Source organism: Streptomyces sp. NPDC014991, from assembly GCF_043080665.1.
Classification (GTDB): Bacteria; Actinomycetota; Actinomycetes; order Streptomycetales; family Streptomycetaceae; genus Streptomyces.
In genome coordinates this window covers 130,263-154,938 of the sequence record NZ_JBIBVY010000001.1, presented here as the reverse complement: position 1 = coordinate 154,938, position 24,676 = coordinate 130,263, and the positions used below count along the sequence as shown (strand labels likewise).

The window sequence follows — 24,676 nt, the reverse complement described above, 5'->3', positions numbered from 1 at the left end:
GACGTTCAGTGGAGGCGCCGATGCCCAGTAGCCGAACCGGCCGGCCGCCCGTGCAGCGGGCGCCCCGGCGCCCGCGTCCCGCCGTCCCCCGGCCCCCGCGCGAGAACCCCGTCCAACGGTTCTGCACACGCGCGCGCAGGGCCTGGGACCGGCCGCTGACCGCCTACTACCTGATCGCCGGCGGCAGCGTGCTGATCACCGTGCTCGGCCTGGTGATGGTCTACTCGGCCTCCCAGATCACCGCGTTGCAGCTGTCGCTGCCGGGGTCGTACTTCTTCCGCAAGCAGTTCCTCGCCGCGCTCATCGGCGGCGCACTGCTGTTCGCCGCCTCCCGCATGCCGGTGAAACTGCACCGGGCGCTGGCCTACCCGATCCTCGCCGGCGCCGTCTTCCTGATGGCCCTGGTGCAGGTGCCCGGGATAGGGATGGCGGTCAACGGCAACCAGAACTGGATCTCGCTCGGCGGCTCCTTCCAGATCCAGCCCAGCGAGTTCGGCAAGCTGGCCCTGGTGCTGTGGGGCGCCGACCTGATCGCCCGCAAGCAGGAGAGGAGGCTGCTGACCCAGTGGAAGCACATGCTGGTGCCGCTGGTTCCGGTCACGTTCCTGCTGCTCGGGCTGATCATGCTCGGCGGCGACATGGGTACCGCGATCATTCTCACGGCGATCCTGTTCGGCCTGCTGTGGCTCGCGGGCGCACCGACCCGGCTGTTCGCGGGCGTGCTGTCGGTCGCCGCACTGATCGGTGTGGTCCTCATCAAGACCAGCCCCAACCGGATGGCCCGCCTCGCCTGCATCGGCGCCACCGAGCCGAAGACCGGGGTCGCCGACTGCTGGCAGGCCGTGCACGGCATCTACGCCCTCGCCTCCGGCGGCTTCTTCGGCTCCGGACTCGGCGCAAGTGTGGAAAAATGGGGCCAACTCCCGGAAGCGCACACCGACTTCATCTTCGCCGTCACCGGCGAGGAACTGGGTCTCGCGGGGACGCTGTCGGTGCTCGCCCTGTTCGCGGCTCTAGGCTATGCGGGTATCCGCGTGGCCGGACGCACGGAGGACCCCTTCGTGAGGTATGCCGCGGGAGGCGTGACCACCTGGATCACCACCCAAGCGGTGATCAACATCGGTGCGGTGCTCGGTCTGCTGCCGATCGCCGGTGTCCCGCTCCCGCTGTTCTCCTACGGAGGGTCCGCCCTGCTGCCGACCATGTTCGCCATCGGGCTGCTGATCGCCTTCGCACGCGACGAGCCCGCTGCGCGGGCGGCGCTCGCGACGCGGCAACCTCGCTTTGGTAGAAAGCGGGCGGGAGGCTCCGGTGCCGGGCGGGTGTCCGGCCGGGGACCACGGAGATGGAACACGATGCGACGGCGTGCCTCGGCGGCGCGTACGTCCGGAGAGCGGTGAATTTCGGTGCATGTCGTACTCGCCGGTGGGGGGACCGCCGGCCACATCGAGCCCGCGCTCGCCCTCGCGGACGCCCTGCGCAGGCAGGACCCGACCGTGGGGATCACGGCCCTGGGCACGGAGCGCGGCCTGGAGACCCGGCTCGTTCCGGAGCGCGGCTACGAGCTGGCGCTGATCCCGGCGGTGCCACTGCCCCGCAAGCCGACGCCCGAGCTGATCACCGTCCCGGGCCGGCTGCGCGGCACGATCAAGGCGGCCGAGCAGATCCTGGAGCGCACCAAGGCGGACGCCGTGGTCGGCTTCGGCGGCTACGTCGCCCTGCCCGGCTATCTGGCCGCCAAGCGCCTCGGTGTGCCCATCGTCATCCACGAGGCCAACGCCCGCCCGGGCCTGGCCAACAAGATCGGTTCGCGGTACGCGGCCCGGGTGGCCGTCTCGACGCCGGACAGCAAACTGCGTGACGCCCGTTACATCGGCATCCCGCTGCGCCGCTCCATCGCCACCCTGGACCGCGCCGCCGTCCGCCCGGAGGCCCGCGCCCGCTTCGGGCTCGACCCGAACCTGCCCACCCTGCTCGTCTCCGGCGGGTCCCAGGGCGCCCGGCGCCTCAACGAGGTGGTCCAGCAGGTCGCTCCCTGGCTCCAGCAGGCCGGCATCCAGATCCTGCACGCGGTCGGGCCGAAGAACGAACTGCCGCAGGTGCATCAGATGCCGGGGATGCCCCCCTACATCCCGGTAAGTTATCTGGACCGGATGGACCTCGCGTACGCGGCGGCCGACATGATGCTCTGCCGCGCGGGCGCGATGACCGTCGCCGAACTCTCCGCCGTCGGGCTGCCGGCCGCGTACGTCCCGCTGCCCATCGGCAACGGCGAACAGCGGCTCAACGCCCAGCCGGTGGTCAAGGCCGGCGGCGGACTCCTGGTCGATGACGCGGAACTGACGCCCGAGTGGGTGCAGCAGAACGTCCTGCCCGTGCTCGCCGACCCCCACCGGCTGTACGAGATGTCCCGCTCGGCGAGCGAGTTCGGCCGCCGGGACGCCGACGACCTGCTCGTCGGCATGGTGTACGAGGCGATCGCCTCTCGCCGTCAGCAGTAAGACATGGGCGGATGAGCCGAACGGGCGCGCGCACGCCGGGGCGCCCCGGAGGTGAACCGGGCCAGGAAAGGGAGTGAGCGTGGCCGGACCGACGACCGCCGAGCGCGGTGAACGCCGGCAGGAGTCGTCCGGCCCGCCGCCCGCTTCCCGGACCAGGAGGCGGCGCCTTCTGGTGCTCGCCGCCCTCGCCGCCCTCCTCGTGCTTCTGGGGGCCGGTGCCGTCTGGGCGTTGTACGGCTCCACCTGGCTGCGGGTGGACCACGTCTCGGTGTCCGGGACACGGGTGCTGACCCCTGCCGAAGTGCGCGAGGCGGCGGCCGTTCCCGTCGGGGAGCCGATGATTTCCGCCGACACGGACGCCGTCGAAGCCCGGCTTCGCCGGAAATTGCCCCGAATTGACACCGTTGACGTGGTTCGTTCCTGGCCTCATGGAATCGGCCTGAAAGTGATCGAGCGCACTCCGGTTCTGCTCGTCCGAAAGGGCGGGAACTTCGTCGAAGTCGATGACGAAGGTGTCCGATTCGCTACGGTTCCGCGGGCACCGAAAGGCGTCCCGGCACTGGAGATCTCCGCCTCCCGCAAGGGGTCGGGCGCCGCGAGCTTCCGGCGTTTCGGCGCGGACCGTCTGGTGCGCGAGGCCGTCCGGGTCGCCGGCGACCTGCCGGAACCCGTGCTGAGGGCCACCAGGGCCGTCCAAGTCCGCTCCTACGACGCGATCTCGCTGGAGTGGGGCGACGGGCGCACGGTGGCATGGGGCAGCGGAGAGGACGGCGGCGCCAAGGCGCGGGCCCTCACGGCTCTCATGAAAGCAGTTCCCGGCGCACGGCACTTTGATGTCTCTGTTCCCACCGCCCCCGCGTCATCGGGGAGTTGACGCACATCCGCGCAGGCCAGCACCCTGGTTGGGCACCGCTATGCCTGATCACATAGGGTGAAAAGAAAAACGGGAGGTTCGGCGTGTTCGTTGAACGGGCGCCACTTGTCGACTTAGTGTCCTGTTCAGAAGACTCCAGGGAACAGACACACTGGTAACCCTAAACTTCAAGGTTAGGGTTCGGGTCGGCGCTACGGACCGTCCCATTCGGCATCCGTCGTCCCGGCGCGGGGCATCCGCACGGCGGCGACAACGTAATTCGAGGCGAGAGGCCTTCGACGTGGCAGCACCGCAGAACTACCTCGCAGTCATCAAGGTCATCGGTGTCGGCGGCGGTGGTGTCAATGCCATCAACCGGATGATCGAGGTCGGTCTCAAGGGCGTCGAGTTCATCGCCATCAACACCGACGCACAGGCGCTGTTGATGAGCGACGCCGACGTCAAGCTCGACGTCGGCCGCGAACTCACCCGCGGACTCGGCGCCGGAGCCAACCCGGCCGTCGGCCGCAAGGCCGCCGAGGACCACCGCGAGGAGATCGAGGAGGTCCTCAAGGGGGCCGACATGGTCTTCGTGACGGCCGGCGAGGGCGGCGGCACCGGCACCGGCGGCGCACCCGTCGTGGCCAACATCGCGCGCAACCTGGGCGCCCTGACCATCGGCGTGGTCACGCGCCCGTTCACCTTCGAGGGACGGCGCCGCGCGAACCAGGCCGAGGACGGCATCGCGGAACTCCGCGAAGAGGTCGACACCCTCATCGTCATCCCCAACGACCGGCTGCTGTCCATCTCGGACCGCCAGGTCTCGGTCCTGGACGCCTTCAAGTCCGCGGACCAGGTCCTGCTCTCCGGTGTGCAGGGCATCACCGACCTCATCACCACGCCCGGCCTGATCAACCTGGACTTCGCCGACGTCAAGTCGGTCATGTCCGAAGCCGGTTCGGCCCTCATGGGCATCGGCTCGGCCCGCGGCGACGACCGCGCGGTGGCCGCGGCCGAGATGGCGATCTCCTCCCCGCTGCTGGAGGCGTCCATCGACGGCGCCCGCGGCGTGCTGCTCTCCATCTCGGGCGGTTCCGACCTCGGCCTGTTCGAGATCAACGAGGCCGCCCAACTGGTCAGCGAGGCCGCGCACCCCGAGGCCAACATCATCTTCGGCGCGGTCATCGACGACGCGCTGGGCGACGAGGTCCGGGTCACCGTCATCGCGGCCGGCTTCGACGGCGGCCAGCCCCCCGCCCGCCGGGACAACGTGCTCGGCTCGGCCTCCGGATCGGCGCCCGCCCGCCGCGAGGAGCCCGCGCCGGCGCGGCCGAGCGAGCCCAGCCGTCCGTCCTACGGCTCGCTGGGCAGCGTGAAGCCGAAGGAGGAGCCGGAGCCGGCCCCCGAGCCGGTGGCCGACATCCCGGTCCCGCCGCCGGTCACACCGGCGCCGCGGCCCGCCTACGCGGACAGCACGGCCGAGGAACTGGACGTCCCGGACTTCCTCAAGTGATAGGACGGCGCGAGAGCGTGAGCGGCGCGCACTTCGCCTTCACCGACCGGTGGGGCGGGGTGAGCGCCGCTCCGTATGAGGAGCTGAACCTCGGCGGCGCGGTCGGCGACGCCCCGGAGTCCGTGGGGGCCAACCGGGAGCTGGCGGCCAAGTCGCTCGGCCTGGACCCCGTTTCGGTGGTCTGGATGCGGCAGGTGCACGGCACCGACGTCGTCGTGGCGGACGCGCCGTGGGGCGAGCGTCCGGTGCCCGAGGCCGACGCGGTCGTCACCGCCCGGCGCGGACTCGCCCTCGCCGTCCTCACCGCCGACTGCGTGCCGGTACTGCTGGCCGACCCCGTCGCCGGGGTCGCCGCCGCGGCCCACGCGGGCCGGCCCGGCATGGTCGGGGGCGTCGTCCCCGCCGCGGTACGGGCCATGGTCGAACTGGGCGCCGCGGCGGACCGGATCGTCGCCCGTACCGGACCGGCCGTCTGCGGCCGGTGCTACGAGGTGCCCGAGGCGATGCGCGCCGAGGTGGCCGCCGTCGAACCGGCGGCGCACGCCGAGACGAGCTGGGGCACGCCCGCGGTCGACGTGAGCGCCGGCGTGCACGCGCAGCTCGACCGGCTCGGGGTGTGCGACCGGGCGCAGTCGCCGGTGTGCACGCTGGAGTCGGAGGACCACTTCTCGTACCGCCGCGACCGCACCACGGGGCGGCTCGCCGGCTATGTGTGGCTGGACTGATGGGGCATGACGGACCGTAAGACCGAACTCGCCGCGAACCTGGCGAAGGTGGAGGAGCGCATCGCGACCGCGTGTGCGGCGGCCGGGCGCGGGCGCGAGGAGGTGACCCTCATCGTGGTCACCAAGACCTACCCGGCCAGCGACGTGCGGATCCTGTCCGGACTCGGCGTGCGCCAGGTCGCCGAGAACCGCGACCAGGACGCGGCCCCGAAGGCCGCCGCGTGCGCGGATCTGCCCCTGACGTGGCACTTCGTCGGTCAGTTGCAGACCAACAAAGTGCGTTCTGTGGTCGGTTACGCCGATGTCGTGCAGTCCGTCGACCGTTCCAGGCTCGTCGCCGCGCTGTCGAAGGAGGCGGTACGGGCGGAGCGCGAGGTGGGCTGCCTCCTCCAGGTGGCGCTCGACGCGGGGGCGAGCGGCCGGGGCGAACGCGGTGGCGTGGCGCCGGACGGAATCGAAGAGTTGGCCGACCTCGTGGCCGGGGCGCCCGGGCTGCGGCTCGACGGCCTGATGACCGTCGCTCCGCTCACCGGGGAATACGCGGGACGCGAACAGGCGGCGTTCGGACGGCTCATGGATTTGTCGACCGACCTGCGCCGGAACCATCCGGCTGCAACCATGGTGTCGGCAGGGATGAGTGCGGACCTCGAACAGGCCGTGGCCGCCGGGGCGACACATGTACGCGTCGGCAGTGCGGTACTCGGAGTCCGCCCCAGGCTCGGGTAACGTCGCCAGGAAGTCGGACCACAGCAGAAAATATGGTCAGTGTCCGCCAAGGCGGGCACAACGACCACGTGGATCGCGGGCATTTGGCAGTCGTCAGTCGATCCACCACAGAGCGGAGGACTCAGAGCATGGCCGGCGCGATGCGCAAGATGGCGGTCTACCTCGGCCTCGTGGAGGACGATGGGTACGACGGCCGCGGATTCGACCCCGACGACGACTTCGAACCCGAGCTGGACCCGGAGCTCGAGCGGGACCACCGACGGCACGAACCGTCACATCAGTCGCATGGTGCACACCAGTCCCAAAGGGACGAAGAGGTGCGAATCGTGCAACCGCCCGCGCCGCGCGAGCCGGTGGCCCGTTCGACTTCGCTCGCCGCGGAATCGGGACGCCCGGCGCGGATCGCGCCCGTGGCATCCATCACACAAGAACGTCAGTCCCTGGAGAAGAACGCACCGGTGATCATGCCCAAGGTCGTGTCGGAACGAGAGCCTTACCGGATCACCACGCTTCACCCGCGGACCTACAACGAGGCCCGTACCATCGGGGAACACTTCCGTGAGGGCACCCCGGTGATCATGAATCTGACTGAGATGGATGACACAGACGCGAAGCGACTTGTCGACTTTGCGGCCGGTTTGGTGTTTGGTCTTCACGGCAGCATCGAGCGGGTGACGCAGAAGGTGTTCCTGTTGTCTCCTGCTAACGTCGATGTCACGGCGGAGGACAAGGCCCGCATCGCAGAGGGCGGGTTCTTCAACCAGAGCTGAGACGCACGACCGGACCGCAGTACGGAAAGCACGGAGCAGGGGAGAGGGAACAGCAGGCCATGAGCGTGTTCGCGCAGGTGATCTACATCGCGCTGATGGTGTTCCTCGTCGTGCTCATCTTCCGGCTGGTCATGGATTACGTGTTCCAGTTCGCCCGCTCGTGGCAACCCGGCAAGGCGATGGTGGTCGTACTGGAGGCCACCTACACTGTCACCGATCCACCGCTGAAGCTTCTGCGGCGGTTCATCCCGCCGCTGCGTCTCGGGGGCGTGGCGCTCGACCTGTCCTTCTTCGTACTGATGATCATCGTTTACGTCCTCATCTCCATTGCGCAGCACTTCGTGAGATGAGGGTGGACGATACGGTCTTGCCGACTGCCGATGACTACGTTGAGGTGAAGAGATGCCGTTGACCCCCGAGGACGTGCGGAACAAGCAGTTCACGACCGTCCGCCTCCGAGAAGGCTATGACGAGGACGAGGTCGATGCCTTCCTCGACGAGGTCGAAGCCGAACTGACCCGGCTGCTGCGCGAGAACGAGGACCTGCGCGCCAAACTGGCCGCGGCCACGCGCGCGGCCGCCCAGAACCAGCAGAACATGCGCAAGCCCCCGGAGCAGGACCAGCAGCAGGGCATGCCCCAGCAGGGAATGCCTCAGCAGGGCATGCCCCAGCAGGGGATGCGAGGTCCCGGCGCACCGGTGCCCGCCGGCATATCGGGCCCGCCGCAGCAGCAGATGGGCGGCCCCATGGGTGGTCCGCCCCAGCTGCCGAGCGGTGCCCCGCAGCTGCCCGCCGGCCCCGGCGGTCAGGGTGGCCCGCAGGGTCCCGGCCCGATGGGCCAGGGGCCGATGGGCCAGGGCTCGATGGGGCAGGGGTCGATGGGCCAGGGCTCCATGGGTCAGGGTTCGATGGGCCAGGGCTCCATGGGGCAGGGCCACATGGGCGGTCAGCCGCCCATGCAGCAGCAGATGGGCGGCCCGATGGGCGGTCCCATGGGCGGCCACGGTCAGGGCCCCGGTGGCGACAGTGCCGCCCGTGTCCTCTCGCTGGCCCAGCAGACCGCCGACCAGGCGATCGCCGAGGCCCGCTCCGAGGCCAACAAGATCGTCGGCGAGGCCCGCAGCCGCGCCGAGGGTCTGGAGCGGGACGCCCGTGCCAAGGCCGACGCCCTGGAGCGGGACGCGCAGGAGAAGCACCGCGTCGCCATGGGCTCCCTGGAGTCCGCGCGCGCCACGCTGGAGCGCAAGGTCGAGGACCTGCGCGGCTTCGAGCGCGAGTACCGCACCCGGCTGAAGTCGTACCTCGAGTCGCAGCTGCGTCAGCTGGAGACCCAGGCCGACGACTCCCTGGCCCCGCCGCGCAACCCGGCCACCGCGTCCCTGCCGCCGTCCCCGTCGCCCTCCATGGCCCCGGCCGGCGCGAGCGCCCCGTCCTACGGCGGCAACCAGGGCATGGGCGGCAACCCCGGTCCGTCCGGCCCGTCCTACGGCGGCCAGCAGCAGATGACCCCGGCCATGACCCAGCCCATGGCCCCGGTCCGTCCGCAGGGTCCGTCCCCGATGGGCCAGGCGCCCTCGCCGATGCGCGGGTTCCTGATCGACGAGGACGACAACTGAGCGCCGGGCACTAGTACGACAACGGCGTCGGCAGCGCCCAAGGGGCGGGCCCCCGGACTTCGGTCCGGGGGCCCGCCCCTTTTACGCGGGTTGCGCGCGACTGCCGCCGGGGTGCGGGGACACCGCGCGGCGGTGACAGGACCGGCCGGCACCCGGGTGGCAGGCCGGCCCGGTAGGCGGCGGGAATTCCACGGGCCGGCGCCTGGGCGGGGCCAGGGTGCGGCGTCAGGCGGGACCCAGGTGGGAGGGCGGCCCGGTAGCCGGCGGAATCCACGGGCCGGCGCCCGGGCGGGGCCCAGGGTGCGGCCTCAGGGCGGGAACCCACGGTCCGGTATCCGGGTGTGAACCGTCGGTCCGGCGATTCACGCGGAAGGGCCCGGTCTCCTTGCCGGAGACCGGGCCCTTCCGCACCCCTCGGCGATTACGCCCGGCGGAGCCGGAACGTCAGGGACAGGCCCTCGTCGGTGAAGGCGTCGCCGTAGGTGTCGTCCCCCTCGCCCTGGGCGAAGTCGGTCGCGAGGACCTCCTCGGCGATCAGCGCGCTGTGCTCGGACAGCGCGGCGGTGACCGCGGGATCGGTCGAGGCCCACCGCAGGGCGATCCTGTCGGCCACGTCCAGGCCGCTGTTCTTGCGGGCCTCCTGGATCATCCGGATCGCGTCACGGGCCAGACCGGCCTGCCGCAGCTCCTCGGTGATCTCCAGATCGAGGGCGACCGTGGCACCGGAGTCGGAGGCCACCGACCAGCCTTCGCGGGGGGTCTCCGTGATGATGACCTCGTCGGGAGCGAGGGTGACCGTCTCCCCGTCGACCTCCACGGACGCGGTGCCCGCACGCAGCGCGAGGGACAACCCGGCGGCGTCGGCACCGGCGATCGCCCGGGCCACGTCCTGCACCCGCTTGCCGAACCGCTTGCCCAGCGCCCGGAAGTTGGCCTTGGCGGTCGTGTCGACCAGGCTGCCGCCGACCTCGCTGAGCGATGCCAGCGCCTCGACGTTCAGCTCCTCCGTGATCTGCGCGTGCAGCTCCGGGTCGAGGGACTCGAAGCCGATGGCCCCGATCAGCGCACGGGACAGCGGCTGACGCGTCTTGACACCCGACTCCGCGCGCGTGGCGCGGCCCAGCTCCACCAACCGGCGGACCAGGACCATCTGCCTCGACAGCTCCGGGTCGATCGCGGACAGGTCCGCCTCGGGCCAGGAGGCCAGATGGACGGACTCGGGCGCGCCCGGCGTGACCGGCGCGACCAGGTCCTGCCACACCCGCTCGGTGATGAACGGCGTGATCGGCGCCATCAGCTTCGTGACCGTCTCCAGCACCTCGTGCAGGGTGCGCAGGGCGGCCTTGTCGCCCTGCCAGAAGCGACGGCGCGAACGGCGGACGTACCAGTTGGACAGGTCGTCCACGAACGCGGACAGCAGCTTGCCGGCGCGCTGGGTGTCGTAAGCCTCCAGCGCCTGGGTCACCTGGTCGGTGAGGGCGTGCAGTTCGGACAGCAGCCAGCGGTCCAGCACCGGGCGCTCGGCCGGTGCCGGGTCCGCCGCGGAGGGCGCCCAGTCGGACGTGCGGGCGTACAGGGCCTGGAAGGCGACCGTGTTCCAGTACGTCAGCAGGGTCTTGCGGACGACTTCCTGGATGGTGTTGTGACCGACCCGGCGGGCCGCCCACGGGGAACCGCCGGCCGCCATGAACCAGCGCACCGCGTCCGCGCCGTGCTGGTCCATGAGCGGGATCGGCTGGAGGATGTTGCCCAGGTGCTTGGACATCTTGCGGCCGTCCTCGGCGAGGATGTGGCCCAGGCAGACGACGTTCTCGTACGACGACCTGTCGAAGACGAGGGTGCCGACGGCCATCAGCGTGTAGAACCAGCCGCGGGTCTGGTCGATCGCCTCGGAGATGAACTGCGCCGGATACCGGCTCTCGAACAGCTCCTTGTTCTTGTACGGGTAGCCCCACTGCGCGAACGGCATGGAACCCGAGTCGTACCAGGCGTCGATGACCTCCGGCACGCGCGTGGCCGTCTTGCCGCAGCCGTCGTGACGGCAGGCGAAGGTGACGTCGTCGATGTACGGCCGGTGCGGGTCCAGGGCCGAGTGGTCCGTGCCGGTCAGCTCGGTCAGCTCCGCGCGGGAGCCGACGCAGGTGAGGTGGTCGTCCTCGCAGCGCCAGATCGGCAGCGGCGTACCCCAGTAGCGGTTGCGGGACAGCGCCCAGTCGATGTTGTTGTTCAGCCAGTCGCCGAAGCGGCCGTGCTTGACCGTGTCCGGGAACCAGTTGGTCCTCTCGTTCTCCTGGATGAGGCGGTCCTTGATCGCCGTCGTGCGGATGTACCAGGAGGGCTGCGCGTAGTACAGGAGCGCGGTGTGGCAGCGCCAGCAGTGCGGGTAGCTGTGCTCGTACGGCAGGTGCTTGAACAGGAGGCCGCGCTGCGCCAGGTCTTCGGTGAGCTTTTCGTCCGCCTTCTTGAAGAAGATGCCGCCGACCAGGGGGACGTCCTCCTCGAAGGTGCCGTCCGGGCGGACCGGGTTCACGACCGGCAGGCCGTAGGCGCGGCAGACCTTGAGGTCGTCCTCACCGAAGGCGGGGGACTGGTGGACCAGGCCCGTACCGTCCTCGGTCGTCACGTACTCGGCGTTGACCACGTAGTGCGCCGGTGCGGGGCTGTGCCCGTCGGTTCCCTCGCCGGCGCTCGGGAACTCCACCAGCTCGAAGGGGCGCTGGTACGTCCAGCGCTCCATCTCCGCGCCGGTGAAGGTCCGGCCGGTGGGCTCCCAGCCCTCGCCGAGCGCCTTGGCGAGCAGCGGCTCGGCGACGACGAGCTTCTCCTCGCCGTCCGTCGCGACGACGTAGGTGACCTCCGGGTGCGCGGCGACCGCCGTGTTGGACACCAGGGTCCAGGGGGTCGTCGTCCACACCAGGAGCGCGGCCTCGCCGGCGAGCGGGCCGGAGGTGAGCGGGAAGCGGACGTACACGGAGGGGTCGACGACCGTCTCGTAGCCCTGCGCCAGCTCGTGGTCGGACAGGCCGGTGCCGCAGCGCGGGCACCAGGGGGCGACACGGTAGTCCTGGACCAGCAGCCCCTTGCCGAAGATCTCCTTCAGCGACCACCACACCGACTCCACGTACTCGGGGTCCATGGTCCGGTAGGCGTCGTCCAGGTCGACCCAGTAGCCCATGCGGGTCGTCAGCTCGGCGAAGGCGTCGGTGTGCCGGGTCACCGACTCGCGGCACCTGGCGTTGAACTCGGCGATGCCGTACGTCTCGATGTCCTGCTTGCCCGAGAAGCCCAGCTCCTTCTCGACGGCCAGCTCGACCGGCAGACCGTGACAGTCCCAGCCGGCCTTGCGGCCCACGTGGTAGCCGCGCATGGTGCGGAAGCGGGGGAAGACGTCCTTGAAGACGCGTGCCTCGATGTGGTGGGCGCCGGGCATGCCGTTGGCGGTGGGCGGCCCTTCGTAGAACACCCATTCGGGGCGGCCCTCGGACTGCTCCAGGCTCTTGGCGAAGATCTTCTGCTCGCGCCAGAAGTCGAGCACGGCGTGCTCGAGGGCGGGCAGGTCGACCTGTGCGGGCACCTGGCGGTACGTCGGCGCTGTCATCTGCGAGCATCCTCCAACGGACTTGCTGCCTTCCGTCGGAGGGACGAGAGCCTAGATCCTGTCTACGCCGTGTGCGGCGCGCTCCCGCGGTACCACCCTCCTTGGCCCTCCGGCACGCCGTACGCGCCGGTGAGCCCCCTCATTGGGGTCGCGAGGCCGGTTCTACTCGCCGTCGCCCTTCGGCTGCGGCTTTCTTCCGGCGGCTCCGGGGTGATCTTCACGTCGCGCTCGCCCCCGGGCTCACACCGTCCCCGGGTCGCTCTGGGCTGCGTACGCCGCTACTCGTCCCCATCCACGCTTTTCGCTCCGCCCAGTGTACGGCGCCCCCCGGACAGCGGCCGACCGGTTTTCCGCGCGGTGCGGGCGCGGGGCCGGGGCCGCACCGCGTGACCCGAATGGCGAGGGGGCGGGCACACCGGTCCGCGCGGGCCGGAGCGGACGGATTACCCGGCGGGGAGCTGGGCACAACGGATGCAGGCCCGTGCCTCGGGGGGTGCGGGCGGGCGAATCGGGCGGTGTGCCCCGTTGCCGCGGGACTCAAGTCGATTTATCGTCCCAGCACGATTCGCGAGCAAGATCACAATATGTGAAGGGGCCGCGGCCATGGTGGCGAAGAAGACCGCCGTACAGCAGCCGGCGACCGGGAAGACGGGCGCGGGACCTGCCACCAGGAGGACGGCTGCGGGGAAGCCGGCAGCCGGTCGCGCGGCTGTGCGGGAGGAGCGGGAAGAGGGGGAGAAGGCGGAGGGACCGGTGGCGAGGAGAGCCGCCGTGAAGAAGACGGTCACGAAGAAGGCGGCCGTGAGGAAGACGCCCGTGAAGCAGGCGGGCGCGAAGGAAGCAGTCGTGAAGAGGGCGGCCGCGACCCACGCGACCGCGAAGGACTCGGCCCGGAGGACGGAGACGACGGCGGAGAAGACGGCGGTGGAGCGGGCGCCCAGGACGGTCGCCAGGAAGGTCGCGGCGAAGAAAGCGGTGGCCGGGAAGGCGGCGCACGGGCACACGGGAGCCGGCGAGTCGGTGGAGGCCTCGGCGGCCGGGAAGACCACGGTGCCGAAGAAGCCGACGCCGAGGACGGCCACTGACGAGACGGCTGCGGACAAGGCGGCCCCCGAGGAGCCGACGGCGGGGAAGACCGGCGCCGGGCGGGCGGTCCACGAGCCCGTCCCCACGGGGACGGCTCACAGGAGCACGGCCAAGAAGGCGGGTGCGGCGCGGGCCGCGAAGCAGACGGGAGCCACGACAGTGGTTGCGAAGAAGACCCCAGGCACGGCCACGGCGGAACAGACCCCCCTTCCCAAGGCGCGGGCCGCCGCGGCGGAGCCCGGCGAGCTGGCCGTGCGCTCGGGAGAGGACCCCTGGACCCCGGAGGAGGTCGCGGGTGCCCGCGCGGAGCTGGACTCCGAGGCGGGCCGGCTGCGGGCGGAGATCAGCTCGTCGGAGGCGTCCGTCGCCGGTCTGATGCGGGACTCAGGGGACGGCGCGGGCGACGACGAGGCCGACACCGGCACCAAGAACATCACACGCGAGCACGAGATGGCGCTGGCCGCCAACGCGCGCGAGATGCTGGACCAGACCGAGCGCGCCCTGGAACGGCTCGACGCGGGCACCTACGGCCTGTGCGAGAACTGCGGCAACCCCATCGGCAAGGCGCGCATGCAGGCCTTCCCGCGGGCCACGCTGTGCGTGGAGTGCAAGCAGAAGCAGGAACGCCGCTCCTGAACGCCGGGGGCCGTGGGGGCGTGCCGTAGTCTCGTCCCCAGTCAGGCACCTAGGTTGAGGGACTCACGTGGCAGAGGCGGAGCGCATCATCGGTACGCCGGACACCCCGGACGACGGCGGCGAGCGGACTGCGGCGGCCGGAGCGCCCGCCGGCCCGGGCGAGTCCGGCCCGGCCGGTGCGAGTCAGGGGCCCGCCCCGGTGGGGCAGCGGACCGGCCGCGGGCGCCGGATCGCCGTGCTGTTCGCGGTGGCCGCGTTCGCGTACGCCCTCGACCTGATCAGCAAGATGCTCGTCGTCGCCCGGCTGGAGGGCCACGCGCCGATCCAGGTCGTCGGGGACTGGCTGGAGCTGCACGCCATCCGCAACCCGGGCGCGGCCTTCGGGTTCGGCGCGGCCTTCACGATCATCTTCACGCTCATCGCCGCCGCCGTGATCCTGGTGATCATCCGGCTCTCCCGCAAGCTCTACAGCTTCCCCTGGGCGATCGCGCTCGGCCTCCTGCTGGGCGGGGCGCTCGGCAACCTCACCGACCGGATCTTCCGGGCGCCGGGGATCTTCGAGGGCGAGGTCGTGGACTTCATCGCGCCCCAGGGCTTCGCGGTGTTCAACCTCGCCGACTCGGCGATCGTGTGCGGCGGCATCCTGATCGTGCTGCTGTCCTTCCGCGGCCTGGACCCGGACGGCACGGTCCACAAGGACTGACACCGGTCCCGCCGGCCCGCGGGGCCCGTGGACGGGCGGTTTTCCACAGGCCCGTTCGGTGGCCGGTCTCTCGTCCGGCATACTCGACGGGTGAGCACCATTCCCGAGATCCGCACCCTACCCGTGCCGGACGGCCTGGAGGGCGAGCGCGTCGACGCCGCCATCTCCCGCATGTTCGGCTTCTCCCGCACGAAGGCGGCGGAGCTGGCCGCGGCCGGCAAGGTCCAGGTCGACGGGGCGGTGGTCGGCAAGTCCGAGCGGGTGCACGGCGGCGCCTGGCTCGAGGTCGAGATGCCGCAGGCGGCGGCTCCGGTGCAGGTGGTCGCCGAGCCGGTCGAGGGCATGGAGATCGTGCACGACGACGATGACGTGGTCGTGATCGTCAAGCCGGTCGGCGTGGCCGCGCACCCGTCGCCGGGCTGGTCCGGGCCGACCGTCATCGGCGGTCTCGCCGCCGCCGGATACCGGATCTCCACCTCCGGCGCCGCCGAGCGCCAGGGCATCGTGCACCGCCTCGACGTCGGCACCTCCGGCCTGATGGTGGTCGCGAAGTCGGAGCGCGCCTACACGTCGCTCAAGCGCCAGTTCAAGGAACGCACCGTCGACAAGCGCTACCACACCCTGGTCCAGGGCCACCCGGACCCGACGAGCGGCACGATCGACGCCCCGATCGGCCGCCACCCGAACCACGACTACAAGTGGGCGGTCACGGCGGACGGCAAGCCGTCGGTGACGCACTACGACCTCGTCGAGGCCTTCCGCGCCGCCTCCCTGCTCGACGTGAAGCTGGAGACCGGCCGTACCCACCAGATCCGCGTCCACATGGCCGCGCACCGCCACCCCTGCGTCGGCGACCTCACCTACGGCGCCGACCCGACCCTCGCCAAGCGGCTGGGCCTGACCCGCCAGTGGCTGCACGCGGTCCGGCTCGGCTTCGAGCACCCCGGCGACGGACAGTGGGTGGAGTTCGCCAGCGACTACCCCGAGGACCTGCGGCAGGCCCTCGACCAGGTCCGGGAGGAGACGTGGGCGTGAGCCCGCGTCACACGATCCGGGTCGTGACGGACCTCGCCGACCGCGAGGCCTGCTTCGCGGTGCGCAAGGAAGTCTTCGTGACCGAGCAGGGCGTCGCACCGGACATCGAGTACGACGCCTGCGACGCCGTGGCCGTGCATGTCCTGGCGGTCCGCGAGGACGGGGTGCCCCTGGGCACCGGGCGGCTGCTGCACGGCGAGGCGGCGGCGGCGAAGACCGGCGGTGACCCGGCGGTGGGCTCCCTGGGGCGGCTCGCCGTCTCCCGGGAGGCACGCGGGCTCGGCATCGGCGCGGCCCTGGTGCGCGCCATCGAGGACGCCGCCCGCGCGCAGGGCCTCACCGCCCTGGACCTGCACGCGCAGACCCATGCGCTGGGCTTCTACGAGCGGCTCGGCTACGTGGCGTACGGCCCGGAGTTCCCGGACGCCGGCATACCGCACCGGGCGATGCGCCGCTCCCTGTAACCCCCGCCCGCCGCTCCCTGCAGCCCCCGCCCGCCGGGACGGCCGCGCGGTCCGGGAGACGTCGGTACGGCCGGGGCGCGGGCGTCGTGGCAGGCTAGAGGTCTGCCGTGTGATCGTCGAGCCCGGAGCGCCGTCCGTGGATCAGTTGGCCCTGTTGTTCGCCCTGCTGCTCGGGGCTCTGGTGAGCGTCCCGGTCGGGGACCGCTTCGGGGTGCCAGCGCCCGTGCTGATGACCCTGTTCGGCGGGGCCCTGGCAGTGGCCGAGTTCGTGCCCGACGTGAACATCCCGCCCGACCTGATCCTGCCCGCGCTGCTGCCGCCGCTGCTCTACGCCGCCGTGCGCCGGACCTCCTGGCGGCAGTTCGCGTCCAACGTCCGTCCGATCTTCCTGCTGGCCGTCGCCCTGGTGTTCGTCACCACGGTGTGCGTGGCGCTGGTCGCCCACGCGATCGTGCCCGGGCTGCCGATCGCCGCGGCCGTCGCGCTGGGCGCCCTGATCGCACCACCCGACCCGGTCGCCGCGACCAGTGTCGCCGGACAGCTGGGACTGCCGCGCCGCCTGGTGTCCATCCTGGAGGGCGAGGGCCTCTTCAACGACGTCACGGCCATCGTGCTGTACCACGTGGCGATCGCCGCCGCCCTGAGCGGCTCCTTCTCGCCCTGGCGGGCCGGGCTCGACCTCGTGCTGTCCGCCGTCGTCGCGGTGGCCGTGGGACTGGTGCTGGGCTGGGGCGCGAACAGGCTGATGGACCTGCTGGGCGATCCGACCCTCCAGATCGGCATGACCCTGCTGGTGCCGTACGCCTCCTACGTGCTCGCGGAGAAGCTGCACGGTTCCGGGGTGCTCGCCGTGCTCACCACGGCACTGTTCCTCGCCGAGTACGCCACCGACGCCGACGACGTGATGACCCGGCTGGCCGGGCACACCTTCTGGGACATCATCGACACCCTCGTCACGGGGGTCGCCTTCGGGCTGATCGGCCTGGAGCTGCACAACGCCATCCGCACGGGCAGCGGGCGCTGGGGCGAGCTGCTGGGCTGGTCGGCCGCCGTGGTGGGCGTGGTGGTCGTCGTACGACTGCTGTGGCTGCTGCCGGCCACCTGGCTGACCAAACGGCTGCACGCCCGCCGCCGGGACTACGACGAGGAGATCCCGGTGAGCTGGCGGGAGACCGTCGTCATGTGGTGGTCCGGGATGCGCGGGGTGGCCTCCGTGGCGCTGGTCCTCGCCATCCCGCTGAAGACCGACGACGGCTCGCCCTTCCCCCAGCGGGACGTGCTCGTGTTCATCGCCTTCGGCGTGATCATCGCGACGCTGGTGGTGCAGGGGCTGACGCTGCCGTGGCTGGTGAGGCGGCTGGGCGTGCGGGCCGACTCCGAGACGGAGAAGGAGTTCGAGAAGGAACTCGCGGTGCGGGCCGCGAAGGCCGCGAAGCGCAGGCTGCGGGAGATCGAGCAGGTGGAGGACCTGCCCGACGAGCTCTCCGAGCAGATGCTGCGCAGGGCCTTCGAGATCGGCATCCGGATCAGTCCGGACATGGGGGAGGAGGAGCGCCGGGAGGCGCAGCACCAGCGGGTCAAACGGCTCAAGCGGGTGCGGCGCATCCAGGGCGAGATGCTCAGCGCGGCGCGGCACGAGGTACTGGCCGCCCGCAGCGAGCCCGGAGCGGATCCGGAGATCGTGGACCGGGTGCTGCGCCACCTCGACGTGCGCAGCCTGCGGTGACGTGTTCCGGTAGCCGCCGGGCTACCGGCGCCGGAGCCGCCCGGCCGAAGATCCGGAGCCGGCGGCTACAGCGGCCGGCGGGACGCCCCCGGCCGGTCAGCCGCGGCCGGTGCGCGGGAACTCGTAGGCCCGGCGCAGCGAGGCACCGTCGGGGGACGGGACACGGTAGGGCGGGAGCACGGCCTCGGAGGTGTTCACCCGGGGCAGGGCGTAGGGGTGCTTCTCGGACAGCCAGGTGATCATCTGTTCGCGGACCGCGACCCGCACCGTCCAGATGTCGTCCGCGTCCTTCGCCGTCACCAGGGCGCGCACCTGGACGGTGTTCGGTGTGGTGTCGGTCACCTGGAGGCTGTAGGCGCGGCCGTCCCAGGCCGGGCACGCGCGCAGGATGTCCCGCAGCTTCTCGCGCATCGCCTCGATCGGCGCGCTGTGGTCGAGGTGCCAGTAGATGGTGCCGGTCATCTGCGGGGTCCCGCGGGACCAGTTCTCGAAGGGCTTGGAGGTGAAGTACGACACCGGCATGGTGATGCGGCGCTCGTCCCAGGTCCGTACGGTCAGGAAGGTCAGGGTGATCTCGTCGACCGTGCCCCACTCGCCGTCCACGACGACCGTGTCGCCGATGCGGACCATGTCGCCGAAGGCGATCTGGAGCCCGGCGAACAGGTTCGACAGGGTCGACTGGGCGGCGACACCGGCGACGATGCCGAGGATGCCGGCGGAGGCCAGCAGCGAGGCGCCGGCCGCGCGCATCGCGGGGAACGTCAGCAGCATGGAGGCGATCGCCATCACGATGACGATCGCGGACACCACCCGCATGATCAGCTCCACCTGTGTGCGGACCCGGCGCACCCGGGCGGCGTCCCGGTGGACGCGCGCGTAGCGGCTGTAGGAGGTCTCGACGACGGCCGCGGCGATCCGGATCACCAGCCAGGCGGCGGACCCGATCAGCACCAGCGTCAGTGCGCGGCCGATGCCGGTGTGGTGCTGCGCGGACAGCTGCGCCTGGTCGTAGGAGCCTCTGAGCATGGCGGCGCACAGCACCAGCTGGTAGGGGATGCGGCCGCGCCGCAGCAGTTCCCACAGCGGCGAGTCCGGGTTGCGTTCGTCGGCCTTGCGCAGCAGCCGGTCGGTGGCCCAGCCGAGGGCAAGGGTGAGCAGCACCGAGCTGCCCACCACGATCAGGGGGCGGAGTATGTTCTCCATGCCTCCGAACGTAACCGGGCTCGGCGGGTGATGAACATGTGTGTTCCGAGCGTGTGTGGGTACGGCCGCCGATACGGGCCGCGAGAGTGACGGCTGGCACCATGGCCTCATGAACATCATGCTCTTTCACTCGGCCTACGGACTCAGGCCCGCGGTGCGCGAGGCCGCGGACCGGTTGCGCGCGGCGGGACACGAGGTGTGGACGCCGGACCTGTTCGAGGGACACACGTTCGACACCGTCGAGGACGGCATGGAGTTCAAGGAGCGCACCGGCAAGGAAGAACTGCTGAAGCGGGCCGTGCTGGCGGCGGCGCCGTACTCGGACCGGGGCCTGGTGTACGCCGGGTTCTCGCTGGGCGCGTCCATCGCCCAGACCCTCGCCCTCGGCGACGACAAGGCGCGCGGGCTGCTGCTTCTGCACGGCACCTCGGACATCGCGCCGAACGCGCAGGTGGAGGAGTTGCCGGTGCAGCTGCACGTGGCGGAGCCGGACCCGTTCGAGACGGACGACTGGCTGAGCGCCTGGTACCTCCAGATGGGCCGGGCGGGCGCCGACGTGGAGGTGTACCGGTACGCCGGGGCGGGCCACCTCTACACCGACCCCGGCCTGCCGGACCACGACGCGGAGGCCGCCGAGGCCACCTGGCGGGTGGCACTCGGCTTCCTGGAGACGCTCGGCTGAGCGATGGGTCACACCGGGTCGTAGGTCCGCTCGATCCTCTGCGTGCCGCTGCGGGTGCGGTAGGAGCGCGCCCAGCTGGACGTGGCGTGCGTGTCGGCGCGGTCGGACAGGACGTAGTAGTCCATCTGCGCGCGGTCGGCGGTGATGTCCAGCACGCCGTAGCCGTGGCGGTCGGTGTCCACCCAGTGGACGTGCCGGTTGGCGGCCTTGATGACCGGGGAGGCGATCGCGGAGACCGTGCCCTCGGGCACCTTCACGATGTCGTCCAGGTTGTCGGAGGTCACCGAGGTCACCACGAACTCGGTGGCCGCCGACGCCGACAGCGGATAGGTGCCCGCGTCCACCGGCACGTCGTTGGCCCAGGCCATGTGGATGTCACCCGTCAGGAAGACTGTGTTGCCGATGGCGTTGGAGCGCAGGTGGGCCAGGAGCTCGCGGCGGTCGTCGGTGTAACCGTCCCACTGGTCGGTGTTGGTGGCGATGCCCTCCTGCGGCAGCCCGAGCAGCTTGGCGAGCGGCTTGAGCAGGTCGGCGGTGAGGGAGCCGAAGGAGAACGGCGAGATCATCACCGAGTTGCCGACCAGCCGCCACCTGGTGTCGGAGGCCTTCAGCCCGGCCTTCAGCCAGTCGAGCTGGGCGCGCCCGGTGAGCGTGCGGTCCGGGTCGTCCACCGAGCCGCTGGCCGTGGACGCCTGCTGGGAGCGGAAGGAGCGCAGGTCCAGCAGGGACAGGTCGGCGAGCTTGCCGAAGCGCAGACGCCGGTAGGTGGTGCCGGCGACGGCCGGACGGACCGGCATCCACTCGAAATAGGCCTGCTTGGCGGCGGCCTGACGGGCCGACCAGGTGCCCTCGGCGCCCTCGGTGTGGTTGACCGCGCCGCCCGACCAGGCGTTGTCGGCGAACTCGTGGTCGTCCCAGATCGCGATGACGGGCGCCTTCAGGTGCAGGGCCTGGAGGTCGGGGTCGGTCTTGTACCGGGCGTGCCGGGTGCGGTAGTCGGCGAGGGTGAGGATCTCGTTGGCCGGGGCGTGCGGGCGGACGACCGTGCCGCGGGCCGCGTACTCGCCGGACTTGTACTCGTAGATGTAGTCGCCGAGGTGCAGCCAGGCGTCCAGGTCGTTGCGGGCGGCGAGATGGCGGTAGGCGGCGAAGTAGCCCGCCTCCCAGTTGGCGCAGGAGACGACGCCGAAGCGCAGCCCGGACACGTCGGCGTTCGCCGCCGGCGCGGTGCGGGTGCGCGCCACCGGGGAGTCGGTGCCGCCGGCGGAGAAGCGGAACCAGTAGTCGGTGGCCGGCGCCAGGCCGCGGATGTCGGCCTTCACGGTGTGGTCGGAGCCGGCGGTCGCGGTGGTGGAGCCTCTGGCGACGATGTCCGTCAGCGCCCTGTCCCTGGCGACGACCCAGCCGACCTCGGTGTCCGGGCCGGTCCCGGAGCCCGGTATCGCCTCCGGGACCGGGGTGACCCGGGTCCACAGCAGTACGCCGTCGGGCAGCGGGTCACCGGAGGCGACGCCGTGCAGGAAGGCGGGGGCGTCCGTGGCGGCGCGGGCCGGGAGGGCGGCGGCGAGCGGGCCGGCCAGGACAGCGGTCGCCGCCGCGGCCTTGACGACCGTACGGCGGCGAGGAAAAGGCGTGCCGAGGCTCTGGGCGGCCTCGGATGTTCTGTATCGACTGGTCACGGACGATCAGGCTACTGATCGGTACGCGCGAGAGCGGGCGAACGGCAGAAGTTCGCCCGCTCTTTGACGGGACGTCGGCTCAGCCCTTGAGGGCCGCTCCGATCGCGGTGTCGAAGTCTGCCGCGGTCATGGGGGCGTTCTTGCCGTCGGGACCCGTCAGGGTCTTGCCGTCCATCTTCAGGGTCGGGGTGCCGGAGACGCCGTCCTTGTCGAAGACCTTGGACTCCTCCAGTGCCCACCGGTCGTAGGTGCCGTCCTTCACGGCCTTCCGGAACGCCGCGTTGCCCTTCAGGGCGGGGACGGTGTCGGCGATCCTGATCAGGTACGCGTCGTCCTTGAACTTGTCCGTGGTCTCCGCGGGGTGCCACTTCTTGGAGTACATCGCGGACTTGTACTCGAGGAAGGCCTCGGGGCTGACGTTCAGCGCGGCGCCCAGGGCGCTGAGCGCGTTCCTGGAGCCCTCGCCGGGCAGGCTCTTGTCGATGAACGTGGCGCCGACGTACTTGAGCTTGAACTTGCCGGCGTCGAGGTCCTTCTTCAGGGTCGGGCCGACCGTCTGTTCGAACGCCGCGCAGACCGGGCAGCGCGGGTCCTCGTACATCACGAGGGTCTTCTCGGCGTTCGCCTTGCCGAGGACGACGGTCGTGCCGTCGGTGCCCGAGGTGTGGGCCGGCTCGACGAGCTTGTCTTTCTTCGCGGCCTCCCAGTACTCGGGCTTGTTGGCCTGGACGACGGCGTAGCCGATGCCGCCGGCCGCGGCCAGGACGGCCACCACCGAGGCGGCCACGATCAGCTGGCGCCTGGCCTTGTCGCGCTTGGCCTGCCGCTCGCGCTCCTGGCGCAGCCGCTCCCGGGCCGCCGTCTTCGCCGTCTGGCTGTTCCGCTTGCTCATGCTGGTGGTCTCCATGGGGGACGCGCACCCGCCGTACGCGGGACGCGGGTGGGGGATTGCCGTGTCCGGACGCCGCCGGCCGCGCGGGAGCCGGTGTGGCTCAGGCGAGGGCCGCGGCGGGGGAGCACGGCGGTCCCCTCCGTCCCAGGGAGTGCACGAGGAGCCGGTCACGGGCCGCGGTGCGGGGCGGCGCCGGGCGGGGCGCCGGGCGGGCCGGCAGCGCCCGTACGGTGACCGCGGCCACCGCCAGCAGCAGCGGCCGGAACGTGCTGCCGGCCACCGCGCACAGCAGCTGGGCCAGCGCCCGCTCTCCCCGGCGCAGCCAGGCGGCGGCCAGCAGGCCCACGCCGACGTGCGCGGCGAGCAGCAGCCAGGCGGCGGCCGGGCCGGCGTGGGCGAGCAGGGCGCCGGTACGGTCGCCGCCGGCCACCTGGGCCAGCGGGGTGCCGACCCGGCCCTCGCACAGCACGTCCAGGCCGACCGCGCGCAGCGGGCCGGCGACCGGGCCGCCCGCCCGGCCGTAACAGGCGTGCTGGCCGGTGGTGAACACCGTGTCGGCGGCCAGTTCCAGCGGGACCAGCAGGGCCGCGATCCGGCCGAAGCCGCGCTCCCGGCCCGCCAGTGCGTAGGCGGTGCCGAACACTCCGGTGGCGACCGCGGCCACGGTGGCCGAGGGCAGCGGAGCACGGGACAGCAGCACGTGCGACGCGGTGCCGAGCGTCACGACGAAGGCCGTGAACAGCGCCGCGCGCACGGCTCTGAGCTGGGTCCCGGATATGTCCATAGCGAGAGCAGAGTCTGTCACGTACCCGGGTAAGAGACCCCTAAAGGGTGCCTGTGAATCCGCGGCGTCACAGCCCCGGGATCCGGCCGTTGCGGAACAGGTCCACGAAGATCTGGTGGTCGGCGCGCGCGCGTGCGCCGTAGCTGTGCGCGAAGTCCACCAGCAGGGGTGCGAAGCCCTCCTCGTCGGCCGCGAGCGCCGCGTCGATGGCCCGCTCGGTGGAGAACGGCACCAGGGACTCGCCGGACTGGTCGTCCGCCGCCGCGTGCATGGTGGCGGTGGCCCGGCCCAGGTCGGCGACGACGGCCGCGATCTCCTCGGGGTCGTCGATGTCGCCCCAGTCCAGGTCCACGGCGTACGGCGAGACCTCGGCGACCAACTGGCCCGCGCCGTCCAGCTCGGTCCAGCCCAGCCACGGATCGGCGTGCGCCTGGAGGGCGCGCTGGGAGATCACCGTGCGGTGGCCCTCGTGCTGGAAGTACTCCGCGATGGCCGGATCCGTGATGTGCCGGGAGACGGCCGGGGTCTGGGCCTGCTTGATGTAGATCACCACATCGTTCTCCAGGGCGTCGCTGTGGCCCTCCAGGAGGATGTTGTACGACGGCAGGCCCGCCGAGCCGATGCCGATACCGCGCCGGCCCACGACGTCCTTCACCCGGTAGGAGTCCGGGCGGGCCAGGGAGGAGTCCGGCAGCGTCTCCAGGTAGCCGTCGAAAGCCGCCAGGACCTTGTACCGGGTGGCCGCGTCCAGCTCGATGGAGCCGCCGCCCGGGGCGAAGCGGCGCTCGAAGTCCCGGATCTCGGTCATCGAGTCCAGCAGGCCGAACCGGGTCAGCGAGCGGGCGACACGCAGTGCGTCGAGGAGCGGGCCCTGCGCGGTGTCCAGCGTGAACGGCGGCACCTCGTCCCGCTTGGCGCCCGTGGCCAGGGCGTGGACGCGCTCGCGGTAGGCGGCGGCGTAGATCGTCACCAGCTCGCTGATCTGCTCGTCGCTGAGCGCCTTCGCGTACCCGATCAGCGCGATGGAGGCGGCGAAGCGCTTCAGGTCCCAGGTGAAGGGGCCGACGTAGGCCTCGTCGAAGTCGTTGACGTTGAAGACCAGGCGGCCGTTGGAGTCCATGTACGTGCCGAAGTTCTCCGCGTGCAGGTCGCCGTGGATCCACACGCGCGAGGTGCGGTCGTCCAGGTACGGCCCACCGCGCTTCTCGGCGTCGAGGTCGTGGTAGAAGAGGGCAGCCGTGCCGCGGTAGAAGGCGAAGGCGGAGGCCGCCATCTTGCGGAACTTCACCCGGAAGGCGGGCGGGTCGGCGGCCAGGAGCCGGCCGAAGGCGGTGTCGAAGACGGCGAGGATCTCCTCGCCGCGCTGCTCGTCGTTGAGCTGGGGGACCGACATCGCGGGGTGCCTCCTGGTGCGGGACGGGTGGTGCGTGCAGGTGCGGGAACGGTTGCGGCGGCGCTCCCGCCGTCTTCAACGGGCGACGCC

The 24,676-nt window shown here is 71.5% G+C and carries 21 protein-coding genes; 15 read left to right on the top strand and 6 right to left on the bottom strand.

Annotated elements, in window-relative coordinates; translation table 11 throughout:
• Window positions 1-20: 20 nt before the first annotated feature.
• The 9 genes from ftsW (at window position 21) to ACF1BE_RS00645 (ending at window position 8,705) form a co-directional block, all read left to right on the top strand.
• The gene (ftsW, locus tag ACF1BE_RS00685; RefSeq protein WP_392196793.1) at window positions 21-1,400 is read left to right on the top strand and encodes a putative lipid II flippase FtsW; all 1,380 of its coding nucleotides are present in this window, start codon (window positions 21-23) and stop codon (window positions 1,398-1,400) included.
• Between the two features lie 6 nt (window positions 1,401-1,406).
• Window positions 1,407-2,501 carry an undecaprenyldiphospho-muramoylpentapeptide beta-N-acetylglucosaminyltransferase gene (murG, locus tag ACF1BE_RS00680; protein WP_392196792.1) on the top strand — a complete coding sequence of 365 codons (1,095 nt, stop codon included), beginning with the start codon at window positions 1,407-1,409 and terminating at the stop codon, window positions 2,499-2,501.
• 79 nt (window positions 2,502-2,580) lie between these two features.
• A complete protein-coding gene (locus ACF1BE_RS00675; RefSeq protein ID WP_392196791.1) occupies window positions 2,581-3,375 on the top strand; it encodes a cell division protein FtsQ/DivIB in 795 nt (264 codons plus the stop codon).
• Between the two features lie 280 nt (window positions 3,376-3,655).
• Entirely contained in the window at window positions 3,656-4,867 is a 1,212-nt protein-coding gene (gene ftsZ / locus ACF1BE_RS00670) for a cell division protein FtsZ (protein WP_392196790.1), read from the top strand.
• Window positions 4,864-5,592 carry a peptidoglycan editing factor PgeF gene (gene pgeF, locus ACF1BE_RS00665; RefSeq protein ID WP_392196789.1) on the top strand — a complete coding sequence of 243 codons (729 nt, stop codon included), beginning with the start codon at window positions 4,864-4,866 and terminating at the stop codon, window positions 5,590-5,592. Before ftsZ ends, pgeF begins: the two co-directional genes overlap by 4 nt.
• A 6-nt stretch (window positions 5,593-5,598) precedes the next feature.
• The gene (locus ACF1BE_RS00660; protein ID WP_392196788.1) at window positions 5,599-6,318 is read left to right on the top strand and encodes a YggS family pyridoxal phosphate-dependent enzyme; all 720 of its coding nucleotides are present in this window, start codon (window positions 5,599-5,601) and stop codon (window positions 6,316-6,318) included.
• 128 nt (window positions 6,319-6,446) lie between these two features.
• Window positions 6,447-7,088: a cell division protein SepF gene (locus ACF1BE_RS00655; protein ID WP_392196787.1), complete on the top strand. Its 642-nt coding sequence runs from the start codon at window positions 6,447-6,449 to the stop codon at window positions 7,086-7,088.
• Between the two features lie 59 nt (window positions 7,089-7,147).
• Window positions 7,148-7,438, top strand: coding sequence for a YggT family protein (locus tag ACF1BE_RS00650; RefSeq protein WP_121789244.1), 291 nt, complete (start codon window positions 7,148-7,150; stop codon window positions 7,436-7,438).
• A 52-nt stretch (window positions 7,439-7,490) separates the two neighbouring features.
• Window positions 7,491-8,705, top strand: a complete 1,215-nt coding sequence (locus ACF1BE_RS00645) for a DivIVA domain-containing protein (RefSeq protein WP_392196786.1) — start codon at window positions 7,491-7,493, stop codon at window positions 8,703-8,705.
• A gap of 421 nt (window positions 8,706-9,126) precedes the next feature.
• Here the strand turns inward: ACF1BE_RS00645 and ileS are convergent, their stop codons facing one another.
• Window positions 9,127-12,303 carry an isoleucine--tRNA ligase gene (ileS, locus tag ACF1BE_RS00640; RefSeq protein ID WP_392196785.1) on the bottom strand — a complete coding sequence of 1,059 codons (3,177 nt, stop codon included), beginning with the start codon at window positions 12,301-12,303 and terminating at the stop codon, window positions 9,127-9,129.
• Between the two features lie 771 nt (window positions 12,304-13,074).
• Here ileS and ACF1BE_RS00635 point away from each other — a divergent pair.
• The 5 genes from ACF1BE_RS00635 (at window position 13,075) to ACF1BE_RS00615 (ending at window position 17,953) form a co-directional block, all read left to right on the top strand.
• Window positions 13,075-14,025, top strand: a complete 951-nt coding sequence (locus tag ACF1BE_RS00635; RefSeq protein ID WP_392196784.1) for a TraR/DksA C4-type zinc finger protein — start codon at window positions 13,075-13,077, stop codon at window positions 14,023-14,025.
• A 67-nt stretch (window positions 14,026-14,092) separates the two neighbouring features.
• On the top strand, window positions 14,093-14,728 hold the full coding sequence (gene lspA, locus ACF1BE_RS00630) for a signal peptidase II (protein ID WP_392196783.1): 636 nt from the start codon (window positions 14,093-14,095) through the stop codon (window positions 14,726-14,728).
• A gap of 90 nt (window positions 14,729-14,818) precedes the next feature.
• Complete coding sequence (locus ACF1BE_RS00625; RefSeq protein WP_392196782.1) at window positions 14,819-15,763, top strand: RluA family pseudouridine synthase; 945 nt, start codon at window positions 14,819-14,821, stop codon at window positions 15,761-15,763.
• The gene (locus tag ACF1BE_RS00620) at window positions 15,760-16,227 is read left to right on the top strand and encodes a GNAT family N-acetyltransferase (RefSeq protein WP_392196781.1); all 468 of its coding nucleotides are present in this window, start codon (window positions 15,760-15,762) and stop codon (window positions 16,225-16,227) included. Before ACF1BE_RS00625 ends, ACF1BE_RS00620 begins: the two co-directional genes overlap by 4 nt.
• Window positions 16,228-16,363: 136 nt before the next feature.
• On the top strand, window positions 16,364-17,953 hold the full coding sequence (locus ACF1BE_RS00615) for a Na+/H+ antiporter (protein ID WP_392196780.1): 1,590 nt from the start codon (window positions 16,364-16,366) through the stop codon (window positions 17,951-17,953).
• A gap of 96 nt (window positions 17,954-18,049) precedes the next feature.
• On the opposite strand, the gene ACF1BE_RS00610 is transcribed toward ACF1BE_RS00615, so the two are convergent.
• Window positions 18,050-19,156, bottom strand: coding sequence for a mechanosensitive ion channel family protein (locus ACF1BE_RS00610; RefSeq protein ID WP_392196779.1), 1,107 nt, complete (start codon window positions 19,154-19,156; stop codon window positions 18,050-18,052).
• A gap of 109 nt (window positions 19,157-19,265) precedes the next feature.
• Here ACF1BE_RS00610 and ACF1BE_RS00605 point away from each other — a divergent pair, with 109 nt between their 5' ends.
• The gene (locus ACF1BE_RS00605; protein ID WP_392196778.1) at window positions 19,266-19,838 is read left to right on the top strand and encodes a dienelactone hydrolase family protein; all 573 of its coding nucleotides are present in this window, start codon (window positions 19,266-19,268) and stop codon (window positions 19,836-19,838) included.
• Window positions 19,839-19,846: 8 nt separating this feature from the next.
• Here the strand turns inward: ACF1BE_RS00605 and ACF1BE_RS00600 are convergent, their stop codons facing one another.
• The 4 genes from ACF1BE_RS00600 to ACF1BE_RS00585 all read right to left on the bottom strand — a co-directional run bounded on the left by ACF1BE_RS00600 (window position 19,847) and on the right by ACF1BE_RS00585 (window position 24,586).
• Window positions 19,847-21,517 carry an alkaline phosphatase D family protein gene (locus ACF1BE_RS00600; RefSeq protein WP_392196777.1) on the bottom strand — a complete coding sequence of 557 codons (1,671 nt, stop codon included), beginning with the start codon at window positions 21,515-21,517 and terminating at the stop codon, window positions 19,847-19,849.
• 79 nt (window positions 21,518-21,596) lie between these two features.
• The gene (locus ACF1BE_RS00595; protein ID WP_392196776.1) at window positions 21,597-22,409 is read right to left on the bottom strand and encodes a thioredoxin domain-containing protein; all 813 of its coding nucleotides are present in this window, start codon (window positions 22,407-22,409) and stop codon (window positions 21,597-21,599) included.
• 100 nt (window positions 22,410-22,509) lie between these two features.
• The gene (locus ACF1BE_RS00590; protein WP_392196775.1) at window positions 22,510-23,193 is read right to left on the bottom strand and encodes a hypothetical protein; all 684 of its coding nucleotides are present in this window, start codon (window positions 23,191-23,193) and stop codon (window positions 22,510-22,512) included.
• Window positions 23,194-23,260: 67 nt separating this feature from the next.
• Window positions 23,261-24,586: a DUF2252 domain-containing protein gene (locus ACF1BE_RS00585; protein ID WP_392196774.1), complete on the bottom strand. Its 1,326-nt coding sequence runs from the start codon at window positions 24,584-24,586 to the stop codon at window positions 23,261-23,263.
• Window positions 24,587-24,676 lie beyond the last annotated feature (90 nt).